Below are 19,539 nucleotides of genomic sequence, written 5' to 3'. Positions count from 1 at the left end.
TTAGATAATTACACCCACATGCGCTTACTCTTTACATTAGTATTTTCTTTTATCACATTATCTGTATTTTCTCAAGAAGTTACTCGTCAAGATAGCCTTCGAGGATCAATCACTCCACAACGAGCCTGGTGGGATCTTGTTCACTATGATCTTTCTGTCACGGTGATGCCAGAATCAAAATCTTTAATAGGCACTAATATAATGACCTATCGGGTGCTAGAAGAAGGCGTGACCGAGTTACAAATAGATCTTCAAGCCCCTATGGAACTCACTGCTGTAATGCAAGATGGACACTCTCTTGATGTACGCTCTGAAGGTGCTGCTCATTTTATACAACTAGAAGACCCTCAACCAGAAGGAACTATAAAAAGTATAAGTTTAAGTTTTGAAGGAAAGCCGCAAATAGCCGTAAACCCACCATGGGACGGCGGTATTACTTGGCAACAAGACACTAATGGAAAACATTTCATTGCCTCTTCTAATCAAGGAATAGGATCTAGTGTCTGGTGGCCTAATCGTGATCACCCAGCAGACGAGGTAGATAGTTTAGACATGCATGTTACCGTTCCTAAAGATCTAGTAGATGTATCTAATGGACGACTCGTGGGCATAGACAGCACAGCATCTTCAAAAACATATCACTGGGCAGTAAGAAATCCTATAAATAATTACGGAGTTAACCTTAATATAGGAGATTATGTAAACTTCTCAGAGGTATATAAAGGAGAGAAAGGACCACTGGATATGAGCTACTGGGTGCTTCGTGAAGATGAGGAAAAAGCGAGAGCTCAGTTTACACAAGCCCCTATGATGATGGAAGCTTTTGAACATTGGTTTGGTCCTTATCCATTTTATGAGGATAGTTTTAAACTCGTGCAAGCTCCATACTTAGGGATGGAACATCAAAGCTCTGTAACTTACGGAAACAAGTTTGCAAATGGCTATTTAGGAAGAGATTTATCTGGCACAGGACAAGGACTTAAATTTGACTTTATAATCATACATGAATCTGGTCACGAATGGTTTGCAAACAACATTACAAATAAAGATGTTGCAGATATGTGGATTCACGAGAGCTTTACTAATTACTCAGAAAATCTTTATCTAGATTATCATTTTGGAAAAGATGCTGCTAGTGAGTACGTAATTGGACTGCGTAAAAACATTAGAAATGATAGACCTATCATAGGTACTTACGATGTAAATCGTTCTGGAAGTGGCGATATGTACTATAAAGGTGCAAATATGCTACACACCATACGCACCATTGTAGATAACGATGAGCTGTGGCGAGAGACTTTACGTGGACTTAATAAAGAGTTTTACCATAAAACCACTACAAGCGCAATGGTAGAAGATTTTATGTCTAGAAAACTGAATAAAAATCTTGCTCCTATATTTGACCAATACCTAAGAACGGTAAATATCCCAACCTTTGAATATAAAGTGAATAAAAAGAAACTGAGTTATCGCTACACAAATGTGATAAGCGATTTCTCTATGCCACTTTCTATAACGATAAATGGTAAAACAAAGTCAATAAAGCCTACAGATCAGTGGCAAGAGCTTAAAATGCCTAAGAAAATAAATGATTTAAGTATTCCAGCGGATTTCTACATACATACAAGAAAACGATAATTAGTCACAACAACACAATGTTGCTTTATAATGAGCAACCACCTATCACATGCTATTAAAATGGAGTTTACTCTTCTTATGCTTATTCATTACTGCGCCTTCAGTGAGCTTAGATGAATTTTCAAAAGGAAAACAGCAACAACACTTCCCAAAAGAACTTAAAAAGAAGCAGCTATATCTAGGCATGACTCTAAAAAAGTTTAAAAAAAAGGCTCCCAAAGCGACACGCTTAGATAAAGAGTCGGAGTTTAAAATAGAATATATGGAAGCTGTAAGTGATAGCTCTATTACATCGTATAGCTATTTATTTACAAAAGATAAAGAGCCGTTATTATATGCTATCTCCATTGCATATAAAGACATGAGCACCGTACGATCCCTTGCCGAATCGCTAATGGGTAAACCTAATAACAACGAGGAATGGCGTATGGAACCTTCCATCATTAAAGAAGACTTTACAATGGCTGCCTGGACCTTTGGCCACAAGCTCGTCTACGGAGCAACTATAATTAATAGCGAATGGGAACAAGGGTTTCAATCTAACTAAACGCTATTACTACTTACTCAAAACGTATTGCCTTTACCGGGCTTATTTTTGTTATGATGTAAGATGGTATAAGGAGTATAAGTACACACACCACAAACACGCCTACATTAAGAGAGAGAATATGCCAGAAGTCTATGAGCACTGGCGCCTCACTCACATAATAAGTAGATGGGTCTAACTTCACAAATCCAAATATTTTCTGAGCATACAGAATTCCTAGACCTATTAGATTACCCCAGAAGAGTCCAAGGCCTATAAGATACATGGCATTATAGATAAAAATCTTACGTACACTCCAGTCTGACGCTCCGAGCGCCTTAAGCACGCCTATCATTTTTGTACGCTCCAGTACTAGTACAAGCAACGCCACAATCATATTAATACCTGCAATCAATATCATGATAACAATAATCAAAATGATATTGAAGTCGAATAATTTAATCCATTCAAAAATATTGTAATTACTCTGTATCACAGAGATAGACCTCAACGTAGAACCAGAATTTTCATACACTTTATTATTAAGTGCCTCTAGGTTATCAAAATCATCTACAAAAACCTCAAAAGCCCCTACCTCGTCTTTCTCCCAGTTATTTATGCGAGCGAGGTGACGACGATCACCCATGATGTACACTTTATCAAATTCTTGATATGCACTTTCATAAAGCCCTACAATCTCTAAAGCCCTTGGTCTAAAACGCGTGTTATCTTTATTTACAAATTGTATGATTGCTTTATCGCCTACTTTAAAGCCTAAGCGATTTGCAAGATAAGTACTAAAGATAGTCTCATTATTAAGCGCTCCCGTAAGTGCTGGTTTTCTCCCCTCAACTATGTATTCCTCTATACGATTCCAGTCATAATCGTCACCTAGACCTTTGTAAATTACTCCTTCAAAGGTCTCGGCAGTCCTTATTACACCCGCTTTTACAGTAATTGCCTGCACATGTGTTACCTCTGGTACTGCATTAAAATCTGGGTAAAAATCTTGATTTATAGAAATTGGATTTGGAGTTTCTTCACTGTTATTTCCGTCAAAATTTGACACCACAATATCTCCAGAAAAAGCAGATACTTTTTGTCTAATTTCTCGCTGGAGTCCTAATCCTGTAGCAATAGATATAAGCATCATCACCATACCAATCGCAATTGCTACGATAGCAATTTTAATTATCGTACTGGAAGCACTACTTTTATACGATGTCGCGCTACTTAGGCGTTTGGCTATAAAATACTCTAAATTCAAATGCGTCTCATTTTCTTCAAAAATACCCTTTTTTTAACGCTCACACTCTTAATTTCTTGTGCAAATAGTGGTGGAGATAGTAACGCTTTCGCGAAAGCGGAATCTAATACTCAACCACTCATAAAGGAAACTTTACCTCAGAAAAACATTATTACAGGCGCAAACAGAACATCCTTATACTTACCATTATTAAAAGGTAAAAAGATAGGTGTAGTCACAAACAAAAGCGGACTCATATTTAAAAGTACTCCGCACACCGAAAAGGAAAGTACACATCTCGTAGATTCTCTTGTCTCAAGCGGAATTGATATAGCACGTGTTTTCTCACCAGAACATGGGTTTCGCGGTGATGTAGATGCTGGGGAGCAAGTAAAAGATGGAAAAGATCCAAAAACTGGACTCGATATTATTTCCCTTTATGGTAAAAATAAAAAGCCTAGCCAGGAGCAATTAGAAGGTCTCGATATAATCCTCTTTGACATACAAGATGTGGGTGTTCGATTTTACACCTATATTTCTACACTCACCTACGTGATGGAAGCCGCTGCCGAAAAAGAAATTCCCGTGATTGTGCTAGATAGACCAAATCCTAATGCTCATTATATAGACGGTCCTACGCTGGAAAAGGAGCACTCAAGTTTTTTAGGGATGCATGAAGTACCCTTAGTATACGGTATGACTATAGGAGAATATGCTATGATGGTGAATGGTGAGGGCTGGCTTAAAGGCAGCATGCAGTGTGACCTTACAGTAATACCGTTAAAAAACTGGACATACTCTACGCCGTACTCACTACCTACCCGCCCATCTCCTAACCTTCCTAACGATAAAAGTATTAACCTCTACCCTAGCCTAGGCTTCTTTGAAGGAACTACCATTAATGCGGGAAGAGGAACAGAAATGCAGTTTCAAATCTTTGGCGCTCCAGATTTTTCACCTAGCAACTTTGCATACTCTTACACTCCAGAGCCTAATTTTGGGTCAAAAAACCCTAAACATAATGGGCAGCTGTGCTATGGTGTAGACTTGCGCACACAAGAGTACATGAATCACGTTAATCTAGAGTGGCTCATAGAGGCTTACACTGCAAGCGCTGATAAGAAGAACTTCTTTAAAACTGCTAGTTTTACACTTCATGCTGGAAATAAAAAACTACAGCAGCAAATCCAAGATGGATATAACTTCAAAGAGATTAAACGTGACTGGATAAAGGATATAGAAAACTTTAAAAACATACGTAAGCAGTACCTTATGTATGAATAACGATTCTTTTAATAGTGCGCTTAAAGCGAAAATTGAACAGGTTTTCACTCAATTTAAAAGTCAGTCTATAACGGCAGAGCAACTAGCTATAGCTGAAGAAGGATTTGTATTCTCCGAAGTAAACCCTACAGCCAAAATACTAGTAATGGGTATTAATCCCTCTCTAAGAAATGATTTTGTAGGGAGTAATGGATATAGCTACAACTATGACCACTTAAGTTCTGATCGTTATTTTAAAAAATTCTCCACATTACTTAAAGGCCTTGAGGGATTGGGAATTACCTACTGTGATTTATTTTATCAGCGTCATACAGAGCAAAAACAAATAGAATATTTCCTTAAAGATGAGAAAGGCCGCAACTTCTTAAAAAGCCAATTAAAAATCACCAGAGAGGTTATTGAGCATGTTTCACCCGAACTAATCTTACTTTTTAATAGAAAAGGAGCGACATTCTTTTCTCAAGAGTGGATTGGTTACACATTAGAACAACGAGTGCCAGACGCATCTCATTTTGAGAAGATTGATGACTTATATAATATAACTGAACTAGAAACCTTAATATATTGTTCCTCTTTTCTAGGTTATAGAACCCGCAAAGAGACATACACTCGCATCTACAACGATATCGCATTGTTAATCAACATGATAGGTTAAAAATTACAGATTTCCCTCTAAGGCCAGTGATAATGGCTACTCACAAACTTTCAGTTAATAATAAATATCTTAAAAATTGTATTTATCTGAAATTTAAGCGCTAAACAGTTATTTACATTGCGATTTTGTATTAGTTTTAACATTAATTAACAGATATTCAATATCTATTAAAATTTATTAACTAACAAATCAAATATGTTTAAACTCACGTTAACTATTTTAGGTCTATTAATTGGTGTGACCTCATTTTCTCAAGTTACTGTTACAGGTACTGTGACAGATAAAAACAACGTTCCCATCTCTGGTGCAAACGTCATTGAAAAAGGAACTTCAAATGGTGCTATCACAGATTTTGATGGTAATTACAATATTACAGTTCAAAGTAACGGTACTTTAGAAATAAGCTACTTAGGCTTTGATACCAAGCGCGTAGCTGTAAATGGCCAATCATCTATTAATGTTACACTTGAAGAAGGCGTAGGCCTTGGTGAGGTGGTACTTGTAGGATCAAGAACTGCCCCTAGAAGTCAGGTAGACACGGCTGTACCTGTAGATGTAGTATCTGCCAAAGAGCTACAAACTACTGGTCAAGTAACCTTTGACAAAGCGTTACAGTATAAGATACCATCATTTAATACCGTACAAACTCCTGTAAATGATGCAACTTCTCTTCTAGATCCATATGAAATCAGAAATATGGGTCCTTCTAGAACATTAATATTAGTTAATGGTAAAAGAAAAAACCTAAGTGCACTTCTTTATACTCAAACTTCTCCAGGACGTGGAGAGACGGGTGCAGATATCTCTGCAATCCCTACAGATGCAATCAAGCGCGTTGAAATATTACGTGATGGTGCATCTGCACAATATGGTTCTGATGCAATAGCTGGTGTAATGAACGTTATTTTAAAAGATAATGATAATCAAGGATCGGCAACGCTAAGAACTGGGATTACTTCTGAGGGTGATGGTGAGATGGTAGGAATCAGTGTGAACAATGGAAACACAATTGGCGATGATAAAGGGTTTATCAATTATACTGTAGACTTCTCTAAAGTAAATCTTGCAAATAGACCAGGTAAAGTGGATGCTGCTGGCGAATTTGGAGACTTTTTTGATGATGAAGCCGCTGTTCCAATCACTTTAGGTGAGGTAGAGGAGTTTTTATCTCGTAATCCAGATGCAAATAACATTAACGGATCACCAGAGACGGCATCTTCTAAATTTCTAGTAAATGGAGGTTTTGACCTAAGTGATAATACTGAGTTGTATTTCAATACCGCTTATGTCTATAAAAAGGTTAACAGTTTTGCAAATTATAGAACTCCATATTGGAGAACTATTACAGACTTCCCTTATTTAGCCGATTTCTTTCCAGGTGATAACCCTAATAATCCAGGTGGTTATGATGGTTATGTACCTACGTTTGAAGGTCTTCTTAACGATTATAATGGTACGATTGGAATTAGAACTAGCATCAATGAATGGAATGTGGACGCTAGTTACACTACCGGAGGAAACACACAAACATACCGCGTAAGTGACTCTCACAATAGAAACGTTGTATTCTCCCCATCTGTTTTTGTTGATGCAAACGGGAATGGAACTGTAGATGATGGTGAAATTACTGAAGGATCTCAATTATACAGAGAAAATAGCGCACGCCAATTTGATCCAGGTGGAACAAAATTTACTCATAATGTAGGTAACATTGATATCTCTAGAGTACTTTCAGACAAAGTAAGTATTGGATTTGGTGCTGAGTTTAGAAATGAGGTATTTGAGGTAATTGAAGGAAAGCTTGATTCTTATGATGGTGGTGGAGCAGATTCTTTTGCAGGTAACAGCCCTGAAAACTCTGGAAAGTTTAACCGTTACAACTTTGGAGGGTATTTCTCTTTAGATTATGACGTTACTGATGCTTTCTTATTAAGCGGAACAGTTAGAACAGAAAATTACTCTGATTTTGGTAATACATTTGTTTATAAATTTAGCTCACGCTATAAGCTTACAGACAATCTCACAGTAAGAGGTTCATTATCTACTGGATTTAGAGCTCCTACATTACACCAGATTTATACACAAAAAGCACAATATAGCTTTATCCCAGGTCAAGGTATTCAAGTGGGAGGTTTAGTAAATAACGTGTCTACACAAGCCCAATTATTAGGAATTGATGAACTAGATGCAGAGACATCAAATAACTTCACCATAGGTTTTGGTGGTAAACTAGCAAACAATCTTACGTTTACAGTAGATTATTACAACATTGCTGTAAAAGATCGTATCGTTTTAGGATCTGAAATTACAGGAACTGAATTTGATGATGATGGTAATAATATAGGTACTACTCCACTAGATGATATTCTAAGAGACAATAACTTGAGTGATGTAAGTTTCTTCTCTAATGCTATTGATACAAGAACTTCTGGACTTGACGTAGTTATTAGTAAAAGAAATATCGAGTTAGGTAACGGTAAGCTTGGACTTAATCTATCTGGTAATTATACAATTACAAATGAACGTGATGGTGCTGTAAAAAATCCACAACTTGTGGAGGATTCTGGACAATCTGTAGTAAATGCTACCCAAGAAGCGCTATTCTTTACTTCTAGACCTAGAACTAAATGGATTTTGGGTGGTAACTATGATATTGGAAAGTTTGCTTTCTCATTAAACAACACCTATTTCGGGAAGACTACATTTAAGCAGCAAGGACTTGATGATAACCTACGCACAGAGTTTATCCCTAAGATTGTTACAGATCTTGGTATCAACTATAACGTAACAGAAAAGATCACGCTTGCCCTTAACGTAAACAATTTATTGAATGTATTACCAGAGTGGGAATTTAAAGCAGAAAATGCTGCAGGATCAGCTATTTTAGCAGATGCAGCAGCAACGCAAAACCAATCTAATTTAATAACTTTCAATCAGCGCTATTCTCAAATGACGTATGACGGTTATCACTTTAGCCAGTTAGGTACGATGTTTAACTTATCTCTTAACTACCAGTTCTAAGGATCTGATTACTTCATAAAAGCCTCTCTATATTTATGTATAGAGAGGCTTTTTTTATGAAATTATACAATCCTTTGTAATCTTTGCCGTACAATTACGTTTAACTATATTTACAGTAAGTCACATTAAACCCTCATAATTAATGAAAAACGTAGCACTCCTATCACTTTTACTTCTTGCCTTTTTAAGTTCTTGTGATGATGACCTTGATGATAATTTAATACCAGCAGAAAATATTGAAATCTCAGACTTTGTATATCGAGGTTTAAATTATTGGTCACTGTACAAAGAAGACGTTCCAGAACTAGCAAATGACTTTTTTGAGAACGACGCCGCTAGATTTGACTACTTAAGTCAGTTCTCATCGCCAGAAGCAGCTTTTGATGCGCTCACATCTACAAGAGATCGTTTTAGTATATTAAGAGATGACTATGTTGCTCTTGAAAACTCTCTCGCAGGTATACGTACTTCTTCTGGATTAAATATTTCTTTACTTATTATGCCTAATGATCCTACTACCGCTTTTGGTATTGTGCGCTATGTAGTAAATGACAGCCCGGCAGATCTTGCAGGAGCAGAACGAGGAATGATATTTACACTAGTAGATGGACAACCTCTCGCAAGTGCTGATGGACAAGCAATAGATGGAAGTACAAACTTTAATAGCTTTTTTGCTCCAGAAAGTTACACTATAGGTCTCGCGACCTATGATGGAACAGACTTTACTGTAACAGGAGAAGAGATTGTAATTAATAAAACAGAACTCACTATAAACCCTGTTCATACGGTAAACGTACTGAGCGTGGGAGGTAACGAAATAGGATATCTACACTACACAGGTTTTACAAATGAATTTGATAGCGAACTAAACGCTGCCTTTGCGCAATTTCAAAGTGCGGGTGTTACAGATCTTGTTCTTGACTTAAGATATAATGGAGGCGGATCTATAGAAAGTGCAAACGATCTTTCTACTATGATAACTGGACAGTTTAATGGTGAAGAATTCATAACCCAAGAGTATAATGCAGATAGAAATCAAGCAAATGAATTCGTAAGAAGATTTAATAACAATCTTGGCTCTGGAGATGATGGACCAGCCATAAATAGCTTAGGCTTAACCAGAGTTTTTGTTCTTACAACAGGTAGAAGTGCAAGTGCGAGTGAACTGATACTAAGCGGTCTTGATCCTTACATTGAGGTAATTCAAATAGGAACTAATACCGTAGGTAAATTTGAAGGTTCATTTTTATTATATGATGCCCCTGCACCTAATTTCCGTCGTTCAGAAGCAAACCCTAATCATCGTTATGTAATGTTGCCATTAGTATTAAAATCTGTAAATGCAGATGGATTAACAGACTACTTTGATGGTTTTACACCAGATGTACTAATTGCCGAAGATTTTGAAAACTTTGGACAACTAGGAGAACAAGGAGAGCCATTACTAGATGCGGCTATAGACGTTATTCTTAATGGTAGAAGTAGTACGAACTACAATACTAATATTCAGCGCTCTATTTACGATTCAGAACAAGAAGATCCATTATATCAACGTATGATGGTAGATCGTATCGATTTATAAATAGTAATTTAAGAGTAACAAAAAAGGGGTAACATATAGTTACCCCTTTTTTAATATAATTCATTAGAGCAATGAATACTATTCATTAAAATATATCTGATCTGTTCCTAAGCTGGCACTAAGTGAAGTGATAATAGACCCAGATGTAAGATCATAAACCTCTATAGTTCCATTGCTAGAGAAATCCCCTGGATTTGCGCCTATTAATACATCCCCTCTTACAATCATATTAAATAGTGATAATCCAGTTAATTCTGGAGTCGTAGGTATTTCAAAGTCTGTGGTAGAAGACACAAAAACCTCTCCATTTAAATAGTAATAAAGATTTTGGCCTTCTATATTAATAGAGTTAGGGTGATCTGTCGCTCCAAAATCAAATGAAGCAGATACTGTATTTGTAGTTGTATTGATTACAGATAGACTTCCTGCAGTCTCTGTGCCTGTAAATGCAGGAGAACCTCCAGCAAGCACCCATAAATTACCTGCGCTATCTAACTCTAATCCATTAGGTGCATCACCTACTGGTATTGTTGTAACCACAGTATCTGTAGCAGGATCAATTACAGTAACAATGTCATTTACACCAAAACCACCTTGATTTGTAACATAAAGATAAGTCCCGTTGTAAAGTATTTCTTCAGGTCCTTCTTCTACTGCGATAGTATTTGTGATTGTATTAGTGGCTAGATCTATAACAGCAATATAATCATCTGTTGCATCTGCTCCATCTCCCCAGTTAGTCAAATATCCCTTACCGTCAACACTTGCAAAAAATCTTGGATTAGATAAACCAGTCTCTATACGAGCTATTTCTTCAAAGGTAAATCTGTCTACTATCGTAAGTCTATTCCCAATATTTGCAACCACATAGGCATTATCCTCTGTAAACCCTATAGATTGCACAATGTTACCTAGATTGTCATTGTTTACCGTCTGATAAATATCATTTTCGATAGCACTAAATCCTTCATCGATAAACGACACCGTACCAAAACCATTATTAAAAGGTCCCTGATTAGTCACTAAAAATCCATTCTCATAAGCCTCATCTTCTACTTCTACTTCTATAATTGGCTCTGTAAAGTCATCATCACTTTCACAAGAAAAGGCAAATAGCGATACTACGGATAATAAATAAATTGTTTTTTTCATAATTGTGTTTAAAAGGTATACGTTGTTTGTATTAAAAAGTTGCGCCCAGGATTAGGCCTAAAAGCGACCGTTTGGTAATTTGTATTTAAGACATTATTTATTTGTGCGGATAATATCATTCTATGATTTCCACTCTTAAAAAGTTCCGCAGTTAAGCCTGCATTTGCAACAAAAGAACTTTCTACTGTTGATGTATTATCTGTTGTAGTAAAAACACTTCCATTATAAATACCCTGCACATATGAACTAAGCCAACTATAATTGTGACTCACACCAACAGTACCCTTATTTTTAGGCACATAAATAAGTTGTTTATTAGTTTCTGTGTTCTCTGCAATGGTATAAGCGTATGCTGCAGTAGCTGTAAATTGATGTTGTCCCAATTTCTTATCAAGTTTAAAAGACAATTCGGCTCCATAGTGTTGTGTGTCTGCAATGTTTACGGCACTCCATATTCCTGCACTGTTAGGTTGCCATTTAATAAGATCGTCTGTATCTATATAAAAACCTCTTAAACCTAAAGAGACGTTGTTCTTACTTCTAGCAATCCCTAGCTCGGCTTGTTTACTAGTTTCTGGTTGAATATCTGGATTCCCCATAGCTCCAGGTCCCGCCCAGTAGGTATCATTAAATGTAGGTACACGGTAATTGCGGGAAGCGTTGAATGAAACTTTATACGCTTTCGCGAAAGCGTAATCCAAACCAACCCCTAGTAAGAATGGACTACGATAATCTTCAACAACTTCCTGCCTTACCTGTATTTCATAACTTAATGCCGATAGCACTTGATGTTTCCATAATCCCACAGCAGCCGCGCTTGTTCTAGATGCCTTCTCAATAGAAGCTCCCGCTGCCGATATGGTGTTTATTTCTCCCAAAAACGTAAGTCTCTTGGACGAATCTATTTTTAAAGTTCCCTCATAGTTTGCTAGGTAACGAGCGGCTTTGCCTAAATCATTAAGGTCTGACTCATTGTTTGCAAAATATCTGAATTGCTCATAAATATGAGCTAGTCTTAAAGTTCCATCATAGCGCTTGCTTAGATTTTCCCAAGCTACTAAGGTTCTCGTGTTGCGATCCTCATAAGCATCATTAGAGGGTGCGGTAAGGGTACCAGAAAAATTACGATTGCCTACGTATGTGTTATGGTGTAATTTTAAAATATGAGTCTTATCACCATTACTGGATAATAGGTATCCCGCATTGAGATTGAGATCTAGATTTTCGTATTGACCGTTAGCATTGAACAAATTATCTGTATCCAGATAGTCAAAATCATTTTCAGACTGCTGGAAATCGGCTCCTACGTCCACATAAAATTTGTCTGTAGAAAATCTTGTTTTTGCATGTGCTACCTGCGTATCAAAACTTCCATAACCCGCAGAAATATTAGTCTCAGCACGTTTGTAGAACTGGATTTCATTATTAAGGTGGACGCTCCCTCCTATTGCTCCTGAACCATAAATGATGCTACCACCGCCTGCACGATCATCAAGATTATCGTAATTATTAGTGGAAATGGTATTAAAATCGGTTTGACCTGTGAGCTGACTATTTATGTTGATACCATTCCACACCACAGCTGTTTGAGAAGCATTTGTCCCTCTAAAAGACGCCGAAGAAACACCTCCAGGACCATTTTCTCTAAAATATATACTTGTGTTATTCTTCAAAACATCAGTAAGTGATGTTCTAGATTGCTGTAATATACTATCAGATACTTTTTGAATTGCAATCCCCACGCTATGCTCTCGTAACTTTACGTCACTCAAAATCACCTCAGGTAAAACTTGAAGTGTATCTATCTGTCCAACAGACGCGTGTGCATACAGCATCACTGCAATAAAAAGGAAAATATGTCTCATTATCTACCGCCTCTTTACCCGAGAGTCGCTTGATTTTAATTAAGAATTGTGGCAGGTCTCCTGGCTTGCTTTTGTTACACCTTCCCATCACAACACCTTGTGACAGTGGCTTTGTAGTAGTAACAAACCCATAAAGGGCTTAGCTTACAGTTGCGGGAACAGCTTCCGTTTTTAACGGAATTCCCTATTAATCCTCCGTGCTCGTGTAGCACATTAGAACCAAAATTCGGCACAAATATACACAACTAAGTTTCAGTCTATCTATAAATATTTAAAAACTAATCACAAGCTCAAGTCGGTCATTTGTAATCTTAAATGAGCGCTTGTCGCATTGATTATTTTAATGCTACTTTTGACAGATGAAGAATACTACCCTATTTCTAGTTACTTTATTATCACTTTTCATTTCATGTAAGGAGAAATCAAAAGATGTTAAAAACAGCGATGGCCAAGGCACTTCATTGTCTATAGATTATGCAAATGGATTCTCTATAAAACTATACTCAAATCATACAATTATAACAGTTACAGAAGCATTTCCTGGAGCGCAAAAGGAGTTTAAATATGCACTAATACCGAGAGATTCTTCTGGAAATAACACAGATGAGGAGCAATTAAACGTATTAGAGCAAACTCTTAAATCACAGGGTGTAGATGCCATTCTAAAAACACCGTTAAACACTGTTGTCGTTACTTCCACCACACATATCCCTTCGTTAGAAATGCTGGGTGTAGCAGAGACGCTAAAAGGTTTTCCTAACCTTGATTATATCTCTAGTCCGCTTTCGCGAAAGCGTATTGCAAACAAAGAAATTATTGACCTTGGTCAAAATGAATCACTCAATACAGAACTCACTATCGAGCTGCGTCCAGAAGCAATTATAAGCTTTGGTGTAGAGGGAGAAAACAAGTCGCTTAACAGTGTAGAACGAGCTGGAATTCCTGTACTATATAATGGAGATTGGGTAGAGAAAGACCCACTAGGAAAAGCAGAATGGATTAAGTTTTTTGGCGCACTTTATGGCAAAGAGCGCGAGGCAGATAGCATTTTTAATCACATAGAAACCGACTACAACCTATTAAAAGAGCAAATAGCGGCTATAGAAAATAAGCCAACAGTTTTAAGTGGAGGTATGTTTAAAGATATCTGGTATCTACCTAAGGGTGACAGCTGGCAGGCAAAAGTACTTGAAGATGCTGGCGGTAATTACTTGTGGTCTGAGACTGAGGGAGCTGGAAGTATCGCACTAAGTATAGAATCTGTGCTAGAAAAAGGACAGCAAGCCGACTTCTGGATAGCACCAGGACAGTACACGAGTTATAATAAGCTTGCGAGTGATAACCCTGCTTATGCTCAGTTTGACGCATTTAAAAACAAGAAAGTTTACACATTTGCAAAATATAAAGGAGAAACTGGCGGATTGTTATATTATGAACTAGCACCTAACAGACCTGATTTAGTATTGCGAGATCTTGCCAAAATCTTACATCCAGAAATAATCACAGAAGCCTTTACTTTTTTTGACACACTAGATGAATAACACGAGCTACATCCCTACATTTCTCATTCTTACGCTAGTGTTGCTGGTATGTGTACTAGCAAATCTCAGTCTAGGATCTGTTGCTATCCCTATAAAGGATGTTATTGCGAGTCTTACAGGTTCTGAGGTTTCAAAATCTTCTTGGGAATATATTATTGTAGATTATAGGTTACCCAAAGCAATCACAGCGATTATTGCCGGATCTGGACTTGCGGTATCTGGATTGCTCATGCAAACACTCTTTCGTAATCCGCTGGCTGGTCCTTTTGTATTAGGTATTAGTAGTGGAGCAAGTTTAGGGGTTGCTTTGTACATTCTGGGAGGTACTGCTCTCGGACTTTCTACAGCACTTCTTTCTGGTAAATGGGGTCTTATAATCGCCGCAAGCGCAGGTAGTTTTTTGGTATTACTCATGGTTATAGGAGTCGCTACACGTGTAAAAGACACCATGGCACTGCTCATTATAGGTCTTATGGTAGGCAGCCTTACTAGCGCCGTAGTGAGTGTTCTAGCATACTTTAGTAAAGCAGAGGAATTACAGCGCTTTGTCTTTTGGTCTTTCGGGAGTCTTGGTGATTTATCATGGAATGGCGTTGGGATTTTGGCACTTTGCTTTAGTGCAGGATTAGTTTTATCCATCACAAGTATAAAATCACTCGATAGCTTTTTACTTGGCGATGCTTACGCAAGAACATTAGGTACTAGATTCTCACGTTCAAGATTACTTATTATCATCGCAACTAGCCTACTAGCAGGTAGTATCACTGCCTTTGCAGGTCCTATTGCTTTTATTGGGCTTGCAGTTCCGCATCTTATTCGTCAGGTGATAAAAACCACAAAACACATTATATTATTACCAGCGGTAATCATGGGAGGCGCCATTTTAATGCTTATTTGTGACACGATTGCGCAAGTACCTTTTAGCGAATTCACACTTCCCATCAACGCAATTTCTGCGATGGTAGGAGCTCCTGTTGTAATTTGGTTATTAGTGCGTAAAAAGAAATTACTTTTCTAGATGAATAATTCAAGTTCACATAGCATTTTACAAACTAGAGATCTTTCTATAGGCTATCTGGCATCGTCAGCAAACACTGTCATTGCTAACGACATAAACCTAGATATTAATCAAGGTGAACTCGTAGGTATTGTGGGAATTAATGGCGCAGGAAAGTCCACATTACTTCGCACATTATCAGGATTACAACCTACTGTGAGTGGTGAGGTTACGCTTTCGCGAAAGCAAATAAAAAACATTACTCCTTCCCTACTCGCACAACAATTGAGTGTTGTACTAACGAACCAACCTATCTCAAAAAATCTATCTGTTGCCGAACTTGTAACATTAGGAAGACAACCCTACACGAACTGGCTAGGAACCATCGCTGATAGTGATAAAGAAGTAATTATCGAGGCACTTAAAAACACGGAGACCTTCGCCCTAAAGGATAAAAAATGTTACCAGCTTAGTGATGGTCAACTACAGCGTGTTTTAATTGCACGAGCACTAGCACAAGATACAGATGTGATTTTGCTTGATGAACCCATGACTCATCTCGACTTACATCACAAAGCTTCGTTATTAAAACTGCTTACTTCTATTGCTCATGAACATGGTAAAACAATATTATTTTCCACACATGACATCCCATATGCGCTAAATGCTTGTGACAAAATGATAGTAATGAAAAGCGGTACAACGCACTTTAACACGCCTTCTAGATTGGTAAGTGATGGAGTTTTTGACACATTGTTTCCTTCTGAGCATGTGGGATTTGATAAAGAAAAGGGTATCTTTTTTTTTAAACCGTAATTAGATAAATCACAATCTTTCTGTGGAGATAATATCACAAGCTTTTGTTGAAAAAGCAAAGTAGTAAACCGAGTGTATGTTTGCTACTTCTCCTATCTTTATAGCATATTTCCAAATATTAGGAATTACTATCAAAAATAAAATCGATGACTGATAAAATACAGTGCCCTAATTGTGCTCACAACTTTGACGTAGAAGAGGCGTTATCAGGAAAATTACAGGCGCAATTTAAAGCGCAATATGAGCGCAAAGTAGCCGAACAAGCTGAAAAATTCAATGCAGAACGTGCAAAGCTTGAAAAGGAAGTAGCACTCTTTGAAGAAAAGAAGGAGCGTGAAAATGAGCTTTTTAAGGCAAAACTAGAGCAGCGCCTAGTCAAAGAGCAGGAAAAAATTGAAAAGTCAACTCAAGAAGCTTTTGAGCAGCAATTAAAATCACTACAGTCTGAAAATGAAAAGCGTAAGGAAGAAAACCGCGCATTAAAATCGGCTGAGATAGATTTACTAAAACGTGAAAACCAGCTAAAAGAGCAAGCAGAAGAGTTACAACTCACTATGCAAAAGCAGCTTCTAGAAAGTCAAAAAGCCATAGAAGACAAAGCTCGCGCCAAAGAACGTGAAGCTATGTTCCTTAAAGAAAAGGAATTTGAAAAAAAGCTTAACGATCAAAAAAAGCTTATTGATGAGATGAAGCGCAAGGCAGAGCAAGGAAGCATGCAAATGCAAGGAGAAGTGCAAGAACTTGCACTCGAAGAGCTACTCGCACACTCCTACCCTTTTGATAATATTACGGAAGTAGGTAAAGGAATACGAGGTGCAGACTGTATTCAAAATGTAATGAATAGACTCCAGCAATCATGCGGCTCTATCGTTTATGAAAGTAAACGTACCAAGAATTTCTCAAACGACTGGATAGAAAAACTTAAGCAAGACCAAGTACAATGTAAGGCAGATATTGCTGTTATTGTTACAGAAACATTTCCTAGCGATATGGACCGTTTTGGGGAGAAAGATGGTGTATGGATTTGTGGATTTCATGAGGTAAAAAGCGTCTCATTTGTTCTTAGGGAAATGCTCATTAAAACGCAATCTGTAAAATCATCTGATGAGAATAAAGGAGATAAAATGGAACTTCTTTATGGCTACCTCACCAGTAATGAGTTTGTGCAAAATATAAAGCGTATTGTTGAGAATTACGATGGTATGATCAATCAGCTCAACTCTGAGAAAAAGGCAATGCACAGGATTTGGGCTTCCCGAGAGAAGCAAATCTGGGTGGTTCAAGAAAATATTTCGGCGTTATTTGGATCTATCAAGGGAATTGCTGGTAATGCACTTGAGACATCTGCCGTGCTCGATTTACCAGACACACAAATTGATTAAATAGTATAAAGTTATCCTTTAAAAAACGTTTTACCTTTTAGTAATATGGACAATACACTTCTTCTTATTATCATTGGTTGCCTGGGCATTCTCGTGGGTGGATTTTTGGGTTTTTACATTGCAAATCTTAAGAAGAAAGGACAGTTCATTAGTTTACAGGAACGACTGCATAACGAACAAGAAAAGGTAGTTGAGGGTAAGACCGCTTTCGCGAAAGCGCAACAAGAAAACACCCAGCTTAGACAAGAAAACAGCAATCAACTTCAAAAGTTGCGACTTGAAAGTGACAAGCAAATAGCTTACATAAGAGAAGAAAAGGATCAATTTCAAAATGAGCTCACAGCACGCAACGTTGCCTATGAGAATCTCAAACTCCGTATGGACGAGAAAACGAAAGAGCTTGAGCAACTCCAAGAAAAATTTACCAAGGATTTTGAAATTATAGCTAATAAAATACTTGACGAAAAGTCAAATAAATTCACCTTACAGAATCAAAAAAATATTGATAGTATATTAAAACCTCTACAAGAAAAGATAGAAAAATTTGAACTCAAAGTAGAGTCTACTAACAAGGAAGCAATACACAGGAGCTCTGCTTTACACGAGCAAATAAAAGGTCTTACCGCTCTAAATGAGCAAATGACAAAGGAGGCAAATAATCTAACCAAGGCACTCAAAGGAGACAGTAAAATGCAAGGTAACTGGGGAGAACTTGTGCTAGAAAGAGTCCTTGAAAAATCTGGTCTAGAAAAAGATAGAGAGTACTTTATACAGCAGAGCTTTACAACAGAAGAAGGTAACCGAGTATTACCAGATGTGGTAATAAACCTTCCCGATAATAAAAAAATGATTGTAGATAGTAAAGTCTCGCTGCGCGCTTATGAGCGATTTGTAAATGAGGAAGAATTACATCTACGTGACACGCATTTAAAAGATCATGTTGCTGCTCTAAAACGTCACATACAACAGCTCAGTGATAAAAATTACCACGATCTTTACCAGATTGAAAGTCCAGATTTTGTATTACTTTTCATCCCGATTGAGCCAGCATTTGCAGTTGCAATTAATTATGATAATCAATTATACAATCAGGCATTTGAAAAGAATATTGTGATAGTCACTCCATCTACGCTCTTAGCCACATTACGCACTATAGACTCTATGTGGAATAATGAGAAACAACAACAAAATGCGCTAGAGATTGCGAGGCAAGCAGGAGGATTATATGATAAATTTCATGGCTTAGTGACCGATCTAACTGCTGTAGGCAAAAAAATGGACGATGCTAAGACAGGATATTCGGCAGCAATGAATAAACTTGTAGAAGGAAACGGAAACCTAATTACACGCGTTGAAAAACTAAAAAAAATGGGAGCAAAAGCAAAGAAGCAACTTCCAGAAAACATCGTTAACCGCGCTATTACGAGTGACGACGATATAACTTTAATCGAATAAATCAATTATGAAAAAAATATTATTTGTAGTGTTAACCACCATATTTCTTATGGCTGCCGGATGGTTTGCATTTATATACTACGTGCCTTATAGTAAAGGAACTCGCGCTGGCGAACTCATAAAGTTTTCAAATAAAGGAGTAGTGTTTAAAACTTGGGAAGGAGAAATAAGCCAAGGTATAAGTGGTGCACAAATATTTAGTTTCTCGGTATTAGACCAAGAAAAAGAAGCTATTGAAGCACTTCAAGAATATCAAGGTCAATATGTAAAGCTTGAATATATAGAGCGGTTTGGAACGTTTTCCTTTTGGGGAGATTCAAAATACTTTGTCACAAAAGTAGTACCGGAACAATCGCCACATTTCAATAGACAATAAAAA

15 protein-coding genes and 1 riboswitch are annotated in these 19,539 nt (G+C 37.3%); of the genes, 12 read left to right on the top strand and 3 right to left on the bottom strand.

Going from position 1 to position 19,539, the window contains the following annotated elements:
- Positions 1 to 18: 18 nt before the first annotated feature.
- Both D017_RS10445 and D017_RS10440 read left to right on the top strand, forming a co-directional pair.
- Positions 19 to 1,638 (top strand): M1 family metallopeptidase, encoded by a 1,620-nt coding sequence (locus tag D017_RS10445; RefSeq protein WP_035336405.1) that lies wholly within the window; start codon positions 19 to 21, stop codon positions 1,636 to 1,638.
- Between the two features lie 49 nt (positions 1,639 to 1,687).
- A complete protein-coding gene (locus tag D017_RS10440; RefSeq protein ID WP_035336403.1) occupies positions 1,688 to 2,185 on the top strand; it encodes a hypothetical protein in 498 nt (165 codons plus the stop codon).
- Positions 2,186 to 2,198: 13 nt separating this feature from the next.
- On the opposite strand, the gene D017_RS10435 is transcribed toward D017_RS10440, so the two are convergent.
- Entirely contained in the window at positions 2,199 to 3,431 is a 1,233-nt protein-coding gene (locus tag D017_RS10435) for an FtsX-like permease family protein (protein WP_035336401.1), read from the bottom strand.
- Between D017_RS10435 and D017_RS10430 the strand changes: the two genes are divergently transcribed.
- From D017_RS10430 to D017_RS10415, 4 genes are all read left to right on the top strand, one after another.
- Positions 3,432 to 4,694: a DUF1343 domain-containing protein gene (locus D017_RS10430; protein ID WP_035336399.1), complete on the top strand. Its 1,263-nt coding sequence runs from the start codon at positions 3,432 to 3,434 to the stop codon at positions 4,692 to 4,694.
- Positions 4,687 to 5,349, top strand: a complete 663-nt coding sequence (locus D017_RS10425) for a hypothetical protein (protein ID WP_035336398.1) — start codon at positions 4,687 to 4,689, stop codon at positions 5,347 to 5,349. Before D017_RS10430 ends, D017_RS10425 begins: the two co-directional genes overlap by 8 nt.
- Before the next feature lie 195 nt (positions 5,350 to 5,544).
- Positions 5,545 to 8,370, top strand: a complete 2,826-nt coding sequence (locus tag D017_RS10420; RefSeq protein ID WP_035336395.1) for a TonB-dependent receptor — start codon at positions 5,545 to 5,547, stop codon at positions 8,368 to 8,370.
- 142 nt (positions 8,371 to 8,512) lie between these two features.
- A complete protein-coding gene (locus tag D017_RS10415) occupies positions 8,513 to 9,952 on the top strand; it encodes a S41 family peptidase (protein ID WP_035336394.1) in 1,440 nt (479 codons plus the stop codon).
- Between the two features lie 78 nt (positions 9,953 to 10,030).
- On the opposite strand, the gene D017_RS10410 is transcribed toward D017_RS10415, so the two are convergent.
- Positions 10,031 to 11,104 (bottom strand): DUF5074 domain-containing protein, encoded by a 1,074-nt coding sequence (locus D017_RS10410; RefSeq protein WP_035336393.1) that lies wholly within the window; start codon positions 11,102 to 11,104, stop codon positions 10,031 to 10,033.
- An 8-nt stretch (positions 11,105 to 11,112) separates the two neighbouring features.
- Entirely contained in the window at positions 11,113 to 12,969 is a 1,857-nt protein-coding gene (locus tag D017_RS10405; RefSeq protein ID WP_035336392.1) for a TonB-dependent receptor, read from the bottom strand.
- A 32-nt stretch (positions 12,970 to 13,001) separates the two neighbouring features.
- Positions 13,002 to 13,208: riboswitch (cobalamin riboswitch) on the bottom strand.
- 120 nt (positions 13,209 to 13,328) lie between these two features.
- On the opposite strand from D017_RS10405, the gene D017_RS10400 reads away from it, so the two are divergent.
- The 6 genes from D017_RS10400 (at position 13,329) to D017_RS10375 (ending at position 19,536) form a co-directional block, all read left to right on the top strand.
- Positions 13,329 to 14,510, top strand: a complete 1,182-nt coding sequence (locus D017_RS10400; RefSeq protein ID WP_035336391.1) for an ABC transporter substrate-binding protein — start codon at positions 13,329 to 13,331, stop codon at positions 14,508 to 14,510.
- On the top strand, positions 14,503 to 15,528 hold the full coding sequence (locus D017_RS10395) for an iron ABC transporter permease (protein WP_035336390.1): 1,026 nt from the start codon (positions 14,503 to 14,505) through the stop codon (positions 15,526 to 15,528). The genes D017_RS10400 and D017_RS10395 overlap by 8 nt, the downstream gene beginning before the upstream one ends.
- Complete coding sequence (locus tag D017_RS10390; RefSeq protein ID WP_035336388.1) at positions 15,529 to 16,323, top strand: ABC transporter ATP-binding protein; 795 nt, start codon at positions 15,529 to 15,531, stop codon at positions 16,321 to 16,323.
- Between the two features lie 146 nt (positions 16,324 to 16,469).
- Complete coding sequence (locus D017_RS10385) at positions 16,470 to 17,705, top strand: DUF2130 domain-containing protein (RefSeq protein WP_035336386.1); 1,236 nt, start codon at positions 16,470 to 16,472, stop codon at positions 17,703 to 17,705.
- 45 nt (positions 17,706 to 17,750) lie between these two features.
- Positions 17,751 to 19,160: a DNA recombination protein RmuC gene (gene rmuC / locus D017_RS10380; protein WP_035336383.1), complete on the top strand. Its 1,410-nt coding sequence runs from the start codon at positions 17,751 to 17,753 to the stop codon at positions 19,158 to 19,160.
- A 7-nt stretch (positions 19,161 to 19,167) separates the two neighbouring features.
- Entirely contained in the window at positions 19,168 to 19,536 is a 369-nt protein-coding gene (locus tag D017_RS10375) for a hypothetical protein (protein ID WP_035336382.1), read from the top strand.
- Positions 19,537 to 19,539 lie beyond the last annotated feature (3 nt).

It is taken from the genome of Dokdonia sp. PRO95 (assembly GCF_000355805.1).
In the GTDB taxonomy this organism is placed as follows: Bacteria; Bacteroidota; Bacteroidia; order Flavobacteriales; family Flavobacteriaceae; genus Dokdonia.
This window is presented reverse-complemented; position numbering and strand designations above follow the sequence as displayed.

Excerpts from the sequence above, each read along its gene's own strand:
- D017_RS10405 (WP_035336392.1), bottom strand. The coding sequence starts at position 12,969 with ATGAGACATATTTTCCTTTTTATTGCAGTGATGCTGTATGCACACGCG.
- D017_RS10390 (WP_035336388.1), top strand. The coding sequence starts at position 15,529 with ATGAATAATTCAAGTTCACATAGCATTTTACAAACTAGAGATCTTTCT.
- D017_RS10425 (WP_035336398.1), top strand. The coding sequence starts at position 4,687 with ATGAATAACGATTCTTTTAATAGTGCGCTTAAAGCGAAAATTGAACAG.
- D017_RS10420 (WP_035336395.1), top strand. The coding sequence starts at position 5,545 with ATGTTTAAACTCACGTTAACTATTTTAGGTCTATTAATTGGTGTGACC.
- D017_RS10430 (WP_035336399.1), top strand. The coding sequence starts at position 3,432 with ATGCGTCTCATTTTCTTCAAAAATACCCTTTTTTTAACGCTCACACTC.
- rmuC (WP_035336383.1), top strand. The coding sequence starts at position 17,751 with ATGGACAATACACTTCTTCTTATTATCATTGGTTGCCTGGGCATTCTC.
- D017_RS10410 (WP_035336393.1), bottom strand. The coding sequence starts at position 11,104 with ATGAAAAAAACAATTTATTTATTATCCGTAGTATCGCTATTTGCCTTT.
- D017_RS10440 (WP_035336403.1), top strand. The coding sequence starts at position 1,688 with ATGCTATTAAAATGGAGTTTACTCTTCTTATGCTTATTCATTACTGCG.
- D017_RS10375 (WP_035336382.1), top strand. The coding sequence starts at position 19,168 with ATGAAAAAAATATTATTTGTAGTGTTAACCACCATATTTCTTATGGCT.
- D017_RS10445 (WP_035336405.1), top strand. The coding sequence starts at position 19 with ATGCGCTTACTCTTTACATTAGTATTTTCTTTTATCACATTATCTGTA.
- D017_RS10395 (WP_035336390.1), top strand. The coding sequence starts at position 14,503 with ATGAATAACACGAGCTACATCCCTACATTTCTCATTCTTACGCTAGTG.
- D017_RS10400 (WP_035336391.1), top strand. The coding sequence starts at position 13,329 with ATGAAGAATACTACCCTATTTCTAGTTACTTTATTATCACTTTTCATT.
- D017_RS10415 (WP_035336394.1), top strand. The coding sequence starts at position 8,513 with ATGAAAAACGTAGCACTCCTATCACTTTTACTTCTTGCCTTTTTAAGT.
- D017_RS10385 (WP_035336386.1), top strand. The coding sequence starts at position 16,470 with ATGACTGATAAAATACAGTGCCCTAATTGTGCTCACAACTTTGACGTA.